The 10,985-nt window shown below is 66.3% G+C and carries 9 protein-coding genes; 5 read left to right on the plus strand and 4 right to left on the minus strand.

Going from position 1 to position 10,985, the window contains the following annotated elements:
* Positions 1-4 precede the first annotated feature (4 nt).
* The 3 genes from ccmI to IY145_RS10010 all read right to left on the minus strand — a co-directional run bounded on the left by ccmI (position 5) and on the right by IY145_RS10010 (position 4,101).
* Complete coding sequence (gene ccmI / locus IY145_RS10000) at positions 5-1,111, minus strand: c-type cytochrome biogenesis protein CcmI (RefSeq protein ID WP_196408072.1); 1,107 nt, start codon at positions 1,109-1,111, stop codon at positions 5-7.
* A 73-nt stretch (positions 1,112-1,184) separates the two neighbouring features.
* Positions 1,185-2,621 carry a deoxyribodipyrimidine photo-lyase gene (locus tag IY145_RS10005; protein WP_196408073.1) on the minus strand — a complete coding sequence of 479 codons (1,437 nt, stop codon included), beginning with the start codon at positions 2,619-2,621 and terminating at the stop codon, positions 1,185-1,187.
* Positions 2,622-2,625: 4 nt separating this feature from the next.
* A complete protein-coding gene (locus IY145_RS10010) occupies positions 2,626-4,101 on the minus strand; it encodes an amino acid permease (RefSeq protein WP_196408074.1) in 1,476 nt (491 codons plus the stop codon).
* A 309-nt stretch (positions 4,102-4,410) separates the two neighbouring features.
* Here IY145_RS10010 and IY145_RS10015 point away from each other — a divergent pair, with 309 nt between their 5' ends.
* Complete coding sequence (locus tag IY145_RS10015; RefSeq protein WP_246721933.1) at positions 4,411-5,379, plus strand: LLM class flavin-dependent oxidoreductase; 969 nt, start codon at positions 4,411-4,413, stop codon at positions 5,377-5,379.
* A gap of 88 nt (positions 5,380-5,467) precedes the next feature.
* On the opposite strand, the gene IY145_RS10020 is transcribed toward IY145_RS10015, so the two are convergent.
* The gene (locus IY145_RS10020; RefSeq protein ID WP_196408076.1) at positions 5,468-5,962 is read right to left on the minus strand and encodes a heme-binding protein; all 495 of its coding nucleotides are present in this window, start codon (positions 5,960-5,962) and stop codon (positions 5,468-5,470) included.
* 299 nt (positions 5,963-6,261) lie between these two features.
* On the opposite strand from IY145_RS10020, the gene IY145_RS10025 reads away from it, so the two are divergent.
* The 4 genes from IY145_RS10025 (at position 6,262) to IY145_RS10040 (ending at position 10,900) form a co-directional block, all read left to right on the plus strand.
* Positions 6,262-6,897, plus strand: coding sequence for a helix-turn-helix domain-containing protein (locus IY145_RS10025; protein WP_196408077.1), 636 nt, complete (start codon positions 6,262-6,264; stop codon positions 6,895-6,897).
* 253 nt (positions 6,898-7,150) lie between these two features.
* Positions 7,151-8,098 (plus strand): family 2A encapsulin nanocompartment shell protein, encoded by a 948-nt coding sequence (locus IY145_RS10030; protein WP_196408078.1) that lies wholly within the window; start codon positions 7,151-7,153, stop codon positions 8,096-8,098.
* Positions 8,099-8,179: 81 nt separating this feature from the next.
* Positions 8,180-10,375 (plus strand): family 2A encapsulin nanocompartment cargo protein cysteine desulfurase, encoded by a 2,196-nt coding sequence (locus IY145_RS10035; RefSeq protein ID WP_196408079.1) that lies wholly within the window; start codon positions 8,180-8,182, stop codon positions 10,373-10,375.
* Positions 10,376-10,456: 81 nt separating this feature from the next.
* Positions 10,457-10,900, plus strand: coding sequence for an Rrf2 family transcriptional regulator (locus IY145_RS10040; RefSeq protein ID WP_196408080.1), 444 nt, complete (start codon positions 10,457-10,459; stop codon positions 10,898-10,900).
* Positions 10,901-10,985 lie beyond the last annotated feature (85 nt).

Consider the following 10,985-nt stretch of genomic DNA (forward strand, 5'->3'; position numbering starts at 1 on the left):
TCCGTCATCCTCCTACGCCCAGTTCATGCGCCAGAGCGTCGACGCGGGCGAGCCCGTCCTTGTCCTGCTGCAGCGCCTTGCGGGCGCCGTCCAGCGCGGTCTTCGCTTTTTCGGTCTCGGCCAGCACGCTATAGGCGCGGATGAGCCGCAGCCAGCCATCGACATCCGCGCCATCCTGCTCGAGCTTGCCGCGCAGCCGCTCGACCATGGAGCGAATGGCGTCCAGCCGCGGGCCCTCGGGCATTGCGGCGATCTTCGCGCCTTCCTCGCTCGCTTGCGGCGCCTCGGCCGCCGGCGCGCCGCGCAATTGCGCGAGCAGCGCCTCGACGCGCGGGCGCCATGCTGCGTCGGCGGCTCCGTCGGCGAGCAGCTCGGACCAGACATTGTCGGCCTTTTCGCGCTCGCCGTTCTGCGCCGCCTCGAGGCCGATGTAGAAGCGCGCCATGGCGGATTTCGGGTCGAGCGCCAGCGCCGCCTCGAATGATTGTATGGCCTCGGGCGTCACGCGGCCTTGCGAGGCGAGCACGCGCGCTTCGCCCAGCGCATTGTGGCGATGCGGCGTCGGCCCCAGCAGGCGCAGCGCCTTTTCAAAGGCGGCCGCGGCATCGGCGGCGCGGCCGTTGCGCAGATAGAATGGCGCGATCACCTCATAGCCGCGCCCATCCTCCGGATGCTCGGCGAGATGCGCCTCTATCCGCGCCACCGCGCTCGCAATGTCGCTATGGCCGGGCTTGGCCTCGAGCCGCGCCTCGAGTGAGGCGTCGGCCAACTCCGGACGGCCGAGCTTTCCGTAGAGCAGCAGAGCGATGGCGGGGATCAGCAGGATCGCGCCGGCCGCCGCGACCAGCGCATTGCGGCGGGAGGAGGAGGCCGCGCTCGTGGCCGCGCCACGGGCGCGCAGCAGGCGGCGGGCGGCTTCCGTTCGCGCGGTCTCGGCGTCCGTCGCGGCGAGGCGCCCCTCGGCGCTCTCGCGGTCGATCTCGGTGATCTGCTCCTCGAAAAAGGCGATGTCGGAGGCCGAGGCGTCGCCGGCGTCGCTTTTGCGCGCGAGCGGCCACAATACGCTCATCACTGCGGCGCCGGTCAGGAGAGCGAAGAGGAGCCAGATCATGGCCCGGCTGTTTAGAGGGAATCCGACCCAGAGGGAAGGGAGATAGAAATTCCCGGCTGCGCGAACGGGCGCCTCAGACGCGGATCGTCGCGAAAGCCGCGAGCGCGCGCTGGCGCGCCGCCGCGTGATCGACGATCGGGCGCGGATAGGTCTCGCCGAGCACGACGCCCGCTTCGCGGAGCGCGCGTTCGGGCGCGGCCCAGGGCTTGTGAATGTATTTGGCGTCGAGGCGCGCGAGCGCCGGGACGAAGCGGCGCACGAAGGCTCCTTCGGCGTCGAATTTCTCACCCTGCAGCACCGGATTGAAGATGCGGAAATAAGGCGCGGCGTCGGCTCCGCAGCCGGCCACCCACTGCCAATTGCCGGAGTTATTCGCGAGATCGGCGTCGACCAGCGTGTCCCAGAACCAGCGTTCGCCTTCGCGCCAGGGCAGCAGCAGATGCTTCACCAGAAAAGAGGCCGCGACCATGCGCAGGCGATTATGCATGAAGCCCGTGCGCCAGAGCTGGCGCATGGCGGCGTCGACCAGCGGATAGCCGGTCTCGCCCTTTTGCCAGGCGGCGAGAGCGCGTGCGTCGCTCGCCCAGGGAAAGCGCGCGAAGGCGGGATCGAGCGGCGCGTCCGGCATTTCGGGATGGGCGGCGAGCAAATGGTGGCAAAATTCCCGCCAGCCGAGCTCGCGTAGAAAGGCCCGGCGCCCCTCCTCGGGCGCGGCGGCGGCCGCGCGCCAGATTTGCAACGGCGAAATCTCGCCCCAGTGGAGATGAGGCGAGAGGCGCGAGGCGCCGTCCTCGGCCGGAAAATCCCGCAGGCGGTCGTAGGCATCGACTCCGTCCGCCAGGAAATCCTCGAGCCGCCGTTGCGCCGCCGCTTCGCCCGGCCGCCAGCTCTCGCGCAGGCCCGCGGCCCAATCGGGCGCCTTCGGCTGGAGGCGCCGATCCTCGAGCCGCTCGCTCGCCGGAGCGGGGCCGGCGCGCAGGCGTTTTGGCGCGGGCAGGCGTTTGGGCGCGGGCAGGACCGGGGCAGGCTGCAGCCTTTCCGTGAGCGCGCGCCAAAAGGGCGTGAAGACGCGGAAGGGCCGTCCCTCGGCGTTGCGGACCGAACCCGGCTCGGCGAGCAGCGCGCCGGCGAAGCTCTGCGCCGTGACGCCGCGCTCGCGCAGCGCCGCTTCGATCCGTGCATCGCGCGCCATGGCCCAGGGCTCGTAGATGCGGCTCCAATAGACCGCGGAGGCGCCCGTTTCCTCGATGAGGCGCAGGAGCTCGGATGCGGCTTCCCCGCGGCGCAGCGTCAGCGGCGCGCCGAGGCGCTTCAGCTCGCCCGAGAGCGCGGAAAGGCTCTCGTGCAGCCACCAGCGCGAGGCGCCGCCGAGCCGCCAATCGCCGCCCTCGGCCGTATCGAGAATGAACAAGGGGATCAGCGGCGCGCCGGAGGCGACGGCCGCGCTCAGGGCGGGATTGTCGGCGAGCCGCAGATCGCGCCGAAACCAGTGTATGGCCGGCGCGATCACGCAATCACCTGCGGCGCGTGCGCAAGCTGCCGTAGAAATAGTAGAGCGCCAGGCCGGCCGCCATCCAGACGAAAAGCCGGATCCAGGTTTCGATCGGCAGTGCCGCCATCAGCGCGAGACAGGAGAAAATTCCGCAAATCGGCACCCACGGAATGCCCGGCGCGCGGAAGGGCCGATGCAGCTCGGGATTGTTGCGGCGCAAATAGAGCACCGCGCCGCAGACGAGCGCGAAAGCCGATAGAGTGCCGATCGACACCATCTCGTCGAGAATTTCGATGGGGAAGAGGCCGGCGGCGATCGCCACCAGCAGGCCGACGACGATCTGGCTGATCGCGGGCGTCTTCCAGACCGAGTGCAGCCGCGCGAAGACCGCAGGCAGCATTCCGTCGCGCGCCATGGAGTAGAAGACGCGCGTCTGGCCGAAGAGCAGCGCGAGAATGACGGTGGTGAGGCCCGCGAGCGCGCCGATCTTGACCACCCAGGCCATCCAGCCGGCGCCGGTGGCGTCCATCGCCACGGCGATCGGGTCCGGCACATTCAGCGTCGTGTAGGAGACGACGCCCGTCGCCACGCCGGCGACGCCGATGAACAGAAGCGTGCAGATGGCCAGCGAGCCGATAATGCCGATCGGCACGTCGCGCTGCGGCAGCTTGGCCTCCTGCGCCGCCGTCGAGACGGCGTCGAAGCCGATATAGGAGAAGAACACCACAGAGGCGCCGCGCAGCACGCCGCTCCAGCCGAAATGGCCGAATTCGCCGGTGTTCTCGGGCACGAAGGGCGTCCAATGCGCGGTGTCGATATAGGAGACGCCGAAAACGATGACGATCAGCACCACGCCGAGCTTCACGAAGACGATGAAATTATTGAACAGCGACGATTCGCGCGTGCCGCGCGCGAGCAGCAGAGAGAGCGCCAATATCACCAGCGCCGCCGGCAGATTGAAGAAGCCATGGCCGGCCGCGGCGCCCGCATGGCCCGGCTCGGCGAAATAGGCCGTCGTCCATTGCGGCGGCAAATCTATCCCTATTCCATGCAGCACCCGGTTGAAATAGCCGGCCCATCCGACGGCGACAGTGGCGGCGCCGAGGCCATATTCCAGCACCAGATCCCAACCGATGATCCAGGCGAATATCTCGCCGAGCGTCGCATAAGTGTAGGTGTAGGCGCTGCCCGAGACGGGGATGAGCGCCGCGAGCTCGGAATAGCAGAGCGCGACGAAGGCGCAGGCGAGCCCGGCGAGCGCGAAGGAGATGACGACGCCGGGGCCGGCGAATTTCGCCGCCACCGTGCCGGTGAGCACGAAAATGCCGGCGCCGATGATGCCGCCTATGCCGAGCGCGGTGAGCGAGACGGGCCCGAGCGCGCGCGCGAAATTGCCGCCTTCCGCGAGATGATTTTCGGCGAGAATTTCGTCTACGCTCTTGCGGGCGAAAAAATTGCGCGTCGGCGCGGATGCGCCGGTCGTCGTGTCTTGCTCCACGAGGAGACCCCTTCTCAGCGAATGGCGTTTGCGCGAAAGCGCGCCGCCCCTGATCGGGGCGGGATTATGGTTGCGCTGTGAAGAGGATACAAGAGGCGCAGGCTCGGGCGGGCGTCATCGTGGGTGTCGTCCCGGGCGTTGTCGCATTTCCGACGCGCGTCTCGCGTCGAAGGCGTGGGCGAAACCGCCCGCGCGGCGGAATCCCGCAGTTCCGCGCATAAAAATCGGGGTTTTCGCACGGGCGGCTCGGTTGTTGCAGGACTTCGCTCGATTTCCCCGGCGCCTGGCCGGGCCAGCTGGAGCGGCGCGATGAATCCGCGTTTTGGTTACCTGTGCCTGTTCGACAATCCGACCTTGGAGGCGGCCCGCGCATTGACGCGCCAGCTCATATTGGTGCGCGAAGCCGAGCGCATGCGCTTCGACGACATCTGGTTCGGCGAACGTCATTTCGACGATCATTTTCCGAGCGGCGCCTGCTCGGTCATGCTCGGCTATGCGGCCGGCGTCACCATGCGGGCGCGCATCGGCTCGGCGTCCTTTCTGCCGGCGCTGCGCGATCCCATCCAGCTCGCGGAAGATGTCGCCAGCATCGATCTCTTGACCAAGGGCCGGTTCAGCTTCGGCGTCGCCAGCGGCGCCGATTTTCCCAAGCAGACGGTCAATTTCGGCGTCGCGCCCGAGGAGGCCAACGAGCGCGGCCTGGAGGCGCTGGAGCTCGTCGAGCGCCTGCTGTTGGAGAGCGAGGTCACGCATAAGGGCAAATATTTCCAGGTGGAGAAGCTGAGCCTCTCACCACGGCCGGAGCAGAAAATTCCGACCTGGATCGCGACGACGGAAGAGAGCACGATCCGCTTGGCTGCGCGCAAGGGCTATGGGCTCATGGCTTCGGCGACCTGCACGAATGACGAGCTGCATCGCATTCTCGGCGTTTATCGCGACGAGGCTCCCGGCGCCGATCCGCGCCTGGTGCTGGCGCGATTTGGTTTTGCGACGCAGGAGCGCGACGAGGCCGTGTCGATCGCGACGCCCTACCTCGAGGATTATTGCGCCAAGGCCAATGCTGCGCGCCCAGAGGGCGAAGCGCTCGATCCGCAGGCGCTTTTATCCATGTCGCTGGTCGGCAGCTTCAAGGAGGTCGCGGATCGGGTGAACAGTCTGAACGAGGAGTTCGGCGTGCATGGCATAGCGATGGCGCCCACCACCTCGCAATTCGACACGGTGAAACGCTGCCTCGCGGCTTTCGTCGACGAGATACGTCTGCGTCTGCCGGTGGATTGAGCAGGAGAGCCGCTCGGACGAGCGGCTCTCGTTTTATCTCACTCGGAAAAGAGAGCCGCTCGGATGAGCGGCTCTCCGGTCCGTCGTTTTATTTGAGCTGGTCGGCGACTTTCTCGATGCCGGCCTTGGCGCAGGCTTCGTCCTTGTCGCCGCCCGGCGCGCCGGAGACGCCGACGCCGCCGACGACCACATCGCCGACCTTGATCGGCAGAGCGCCCTGCGCCGCGATCACATTGGCGAGATGCACGGCGCTGAGCGTCGGATTGTCCTTCACCCGCTGCGCGAATTCGCCCGACGGCGTGCGGAAGGTGCGCGAGGTGTAGGCCTTGCGGTGACTGTTCTCGAAAGTATGCGGCGAGGAGCCGTCGCCGCGAATGGCGACGAGGATCTGGCCCTCATTGCCGACGACGGTCACCGAAATGCGATAGCCCTGCTGAAAACACACGTCATAGGCGGTCTGCGCGATGGCGAGCGCGACCGGCGTGGACAGGATTTTTTGCGTGACGAGCTCGGCATGGGCCGGAGCCAGTGTCGCGGCGAGGACGCCGGCGGCGACCATGGAAGCGAGAATTTTCGGCGGCATAGTCTCTCCAGGGAAGGCAAAATTCTGGCGGACCATCCCGAACGGGATGATAAATCGATCAATGTTATAGAATTAATTAGTAGTCAAGCGCTGCGCTCGAGTATGAAGCGCGGACGAATTCCGTCGCATCGGCGAGGCGGAGCGCATGAACTTTTCTCCAGAAAGACAATAAAAAGAACGAAAAATCCGGAGTGTGGCGAATAGGTCGCGTCTCGCGAGGAAACGTCGGGAGCCCGTCATAATTCTTGACCGAGGGCGATGCGGCAGATTAAAAAATATTTAGAAAATAGGACTTGTCGATGAGTAGATCCAGACGATCGTCCGGCGCGGAGCCGCCCAGCAATGACGCCGAAAGTTCGGAGCGCCTCGCCGAAACAGTCGCGCGGCGGCTCGAGCGATTGATCACGCGCAAGGGCCGCACGCTGGAGCGCGTCGCCGAGCTGAGCGGCGTCGACATAGAGGATTTGCGGTCGATCGTCGCGGGATCGAAGGCGCCGACGATCGCGCATCTGTGGCGTGTCGCCAATGCGATCGGCGTTCCCTTCGGAAGCCTCGTCGCCTCGCAGGAGCGCAGCGGCGTGCTCGTCATGCGCAAGACCAGTCCGCGGGTGATCGGCTCGCAGGACGGCAATTTCCTCTCCCGTCCTCTGTTTCCCTATGACAGCGCGAGATCGGTCGAATTCTACGAGGTCACCATCGCGCCGCTGCATATCGAGCGCGCCGAAGCGCATGCGCCGGGCGCGAAGGAGACGCTGGTCGTCTCGCAGGGCGAGGTCGAGATCGTCGCGGGACGGGAGCCGCCGGTGAGGCTCGAGGCCGGCGACGCCGTCGACTTCCTCGCCGATGTGCCGCACAGCTACCGCAATCTCGGCGAGGCGCCGGCGACGTTCTTCCTCGTCATCTCTTATGCCGGCGTAGAGACGGGCGAGAGCTGATCTGCGAGAACACCACACAGCATATGGTTCTTGTAGACGTATAGTAAGTGAATAAATAAACGCATGTATTTGAAAGTAGTAGAATTTTCTACATTTAATACTATTGATTTCCTGGGGGGCGGTCTGTAGTTATTGCTCGCGGTTCGGATTCGTCCGCCGCGCTTTTTTCGATGACGGCCGACGTTCATCGGCGTCGCGTGGCGAGAGCTTCGCGGACGCCGGGCGTTTCGTTCAACCGCCCGAGGAATAACCCATGACCACCGAACCCGAAGTCCGGCGGACGCTGAGCGAATCTGCGGCTCGCCAGCTCGCCAATGCGACCAAGACCAGAGCGCAGTGGTCGGGCATCACGCCGCGCTGGCTCGTGTCCTTTCTGCCCTGGACGCCCGTCGAGGCCGGCATCTACCGGCTGAACCGCGTCAAGGAGGAGGGCGCCCTCACCGACGCCGACGTGACTTGCAGCCCGGCCCGCGACCGCGACGCCGATCTGCCGGAGACCTTCGTCGATTACGAGGATCATCCGCGCGAATATTCGATGAATGCGGTCACGACCGTGCTCGACGTCCAGACCCGCGTCTCCGATCTCTACAGCCATCCTTACGATCAGATCCAGGAGCAGGTCCGCCTGCTCACGGAGAAGGTCAAGGAGAAGCAGGAGAGCGAGCTCATCAACAACGCCGAATACGGCCTGCTCGCCAACGCCCATCCGTCCATGAAGATCAGGACGCGGACGGGCGCGCCGACGCCGGACGATCTCGACGAGCTCATCGCCAAGGTCTGGAAGGAGCCGGCTTTCTTCCTCGCGCATCCGCGCGCCATCGCGGCCTTCGGGCGCGAATGCACCCGTCGCGGCGTGCCGCCGCCGACGGTCACTCTGTTCGGCTCGCCCTTCATCACCTGGCGCGGCCTGCCGCTGGTGCCCAGCGACAAGCTGTTCATCGACGAGAACGGCAAGACCAATATTCTGCTGCTGCGCACGGGCGAGAAGAAGCAGGGCGTGATCGGCCTGTTCCAGCCGGGCATTCCCGGTGAGGTGGCGCCGAGCCTTTCGGTGCGCTTCATGGGCATCAACCGCAAGGCCATCGCCTCCTATCTCATCTCGCTCTATTGCTCGGCCGCCGTGCTGACGCATGACGCGCTCGGCGTGCTCGAGGGCGTCGATGTGGGCAAGTTCCACGATTACGGCGACAAATACGTCTGATCCTTCGGCCCAGAGCCGCTCGCGCCGGCGGAGATTCGCCGCCGGCGCGCCTTTTCTAAAAATATGTGAGAGAGAGCGATCATGTCATCTGCGCCCTCCAATTCCGCGGCCTTCGGCGCAACCGCGCCGGACGCGCCCTCCGAGGAGACGCTGACGCGCCATGCGGCGCCGGCCTTTCCCGATCCGGCCATGATCGCGCGCCTCGCCAACGCTTTTTTCCAGGCCTCGCCGCAGGCTTCCGCCAATGACTCGCCGGCGACGCTCTCTCCCGGCGCGCCCATCGTGCCGCCGACGCAGCCCGAGCCGCCCGCGCCCTCCGTCGTCACCAGCGTCGCGCCCTATGCGCCCGCGCGCCCGCCCTTGGGGCCGCCAGACGTTCCGCCGACGACGATTCCCTCCATCGCGCCGACTCCCAATCTCTCGGCTCCGTCGGCGCCCGTCGGCCTGCAGCCGGCGGTTCCGCCCTATGGACTCTCGGATGTTCCGCAGCCGGGCGCCTCGGCCGGCGCTTTCGACCCCGGCAGCCCTGCCGCGGCGGCGATCGATTATTCCGCCATTCCCAATTCGCTGGCGCAATATGGCGGCGCCGCGCCCGTGCAGGCGCCGGCGCCCTATGGCGGCTATGATGCGGACGCCGTTCCGGGCGGCGTGAAGGCCGCGCCGGTCGACAATCTCTATTTCCTGCGCGAGCGCGCGGCGCCGGGCTCGGTTCCGTCCGACCCGTCGCTCTCGCTCGTCGATCGCTATGACATCGACGCCGCGCCGCAGACAACGGCGGCCGCGCCCGAGAGCTTCGCCTATTCCGGCCCCTCGGAAGCCGATCCGCATCGGCTCTCCGACGCTCTCGCGCTGGGGACGCCCAATGTCGCCCTGCCGGAAATCTCCGGCCAGGAGCGCAGCTTCGCGCCCGGCGCAGCCGGTCCCGCGGCGACGGATTCGCTCTATTTCCTCGACCGCGCCGGCGCCGTCCCCGCCGCGCCTTCGGCGGCTCCGCAAGAGCCGCAGGGTTTTGCGCCCCAGCTCGCCGCCAGCGCGCCGGCGAGCAGAGCCGCCTTCGACCCTTATGCGGTGAAGCGCGACTTCCCCATTCTGCAACAGCAGGTGCATGGCAAGCCGCTGATCTGGCTTGACAATGCGGCCACGACGCAAAAGCCGCAGGCCGTCATCGACCGTCTCGCGCATTTCTACGAATATGAGAACTCCAACATCCATCGCGCCGCCCATGCGCTGGCGGCGCGCTCGACCGACGCCTATGAGGCCGCGCGCGAAAAAGTTCGCCGCTTCCTGAAGGCGCCGTCGATCAAGGACATCATCTTCGTGCGCGGCGCGACCGAGGCGATCAATCTCGTCGCCCAGGCCTGGGGCCGCCGCAATGTGCAGGCCGGCGACGAGATCATCGTCTCTTGGTTGGAGCACCATGCCAATATCGTGCCCTGGCAGCAGCTCTGCGCCGAGAAGGGCGCGCGGTTGCGCGTCGCGCCGGTGGACGATCGCGGCCAGATCATCCTCGAGGAATATGAGAAGCTGCTGAATCCCAAGACGCGAATCGTCTCGGTGACGCAGGTCTCCAATGCGCTCGGCACGGTGACGCCGGTGCGCGAGATCACGGCGATGGCGCATCGCCATGGCGCGCGCGTGCTGATCGACGGCGCGCAATCGGTCTCGCATATGCCGGTCGACGTTCAGTCGATCGACTGCGACTTCTTCGTCTTTTCCGGCCATAAAGTCTTCGGCCCGACGGGAATCGGCGTCGTCTATGGCAAGGACGAGGTTCTCGCCGACATGCCGCCCTGGCAGGGCGGCGGCAATATGATCGCCGACGTCACCTTCGAGAAGACGATCTATCAAGGCCCGCCCGAGCGCTTCGAGGCCGGCACGGGAAACATCGCTGACGCCGTCGGCCTCGGCGCCGCGCTCGATTACGTCGAGTCGATCGGCATGGAGGTGATCGCCCGTTACGAGCACGATCTCCTCCTCTACGCCACCGAGAAGATGCGGATCGTGCCGGGCCTCACCTTCATCGGCACGGCGGCGGAGAAGGCGAGCGTGCTCTCCTTCGTGCTCGACGGCCATCGCACCGAGGATGTCGGCAAGGCGCTGGACCGCGAGGGCATAGCCGTGCGCGCCGGCCATCATTGCGCGCAGCCGATTTTGCGCCGCTTCGGCCTCGAGGCGACCGTGCGGCCGTCGCTCGCCTTCTATAATACATGCGCCGATGTCGATGCGCTGGTCGCCGCGCTCTTGCGCCTGCAGAGCGGACGCGCCGGCTTTTTCTGAGAGCTGGATAAACTCCACCGTCTTTATTGACTTCCCGCGCCGCCGCCAATAGTCTACCGTTTTTGTAGACGGGGTGGCGCGGTGCTGACGAAGAAGGGCAAATACGGCATCAAAGCCATGACCTATCTGGCGCGATTCGAGCCGGGCCGCACCGTGCCGGTCCAGGAGATCGCGACCACACAGCGCATACCGAAGAAATTTCTCGATGCGATTCTCTGCGAATTGCGCAATCTCGGCTATGTGAGCTCGAAAATGGGCAAGGGCGGCGGCTATACGCTCGCCCGCCCCGCCGAGACGATCTCCGTCGGCAATATCATTCGCGCGCTCGACGGTCCGTTGGCGCCGCTCCCTTGCGCCAGCAAGACGCGCTATCAGCCCTGCGACGATTGCGTCGACGTGGAAAAATGCGCCGTGCGTCTCGTGATGCAGGATGCGCAGCGCGCGCTGTCGGGCGTCCTCGACAATTGCTCGCTCGCCCATGTGCGCGATCTCGCCGAGCAAGTCGCGCTCTGCTACGAAATTTGACGTCTCTCACGCCGCGCATTTCCGCGTAAGGCGTCGCGCCGCGCGCATTTTGCTGCGCTTACCGCGCGGAGTTCGCATCGCCGCC

The sequence above is a fragment of the Methylosinus sp. H3A genome (assembly GCF_015709455.1).
Taxonomy (GTDB): Bacteria; Pseudomonadota; Alphaproteobacteria; order Rhizobiales; family Beijerinckiaceae; genus Methylosinus.

Coding starts and splice junctions, on each gene's coding strand:
- IY145_RS10025 (WP_196408077.1), top strand. CDS start 6,262: ATGAGTAGATCCAGACGATCGTCCGGCGCGGAGCCGCCCAGCAATGAC.
- IY145_RS10020 (WP_196408076.1), bottom strand. CDS start 5,962: ATGCCGCCGAAAATTCTCGCTTCCATGGTCGCCGCCGGCGTCCTCGCC.
- IY145_RS10015 (WP_246721933.1), top strand. CDS start 4,411: ATGAATCCGCGTTTTGGTTACCTGTGCCTGTTCGACAATCCGACCTTG.
- ccmI (WP_196408072.1), bottom strand. CDS start 1,111: ATGATCTGGCTCCTCTTCGCTCTCCTGACCGGCGCCGCAGTGATGAGC.
- IY145_RS10030 (WP_196408078.1), top strand. CDS start 7,151: ATGACCACCGAACCCGAAGTCCGGCGGACGCTGAGCGAATCTGCGGCT.
- IY145_RS10035 (WP_196408079.1), top strand. CDS start 8,180: ATGTCATCTGCGCCCTCCAATTCCGCGGCCTTCGGCGCAACCGCGCCG.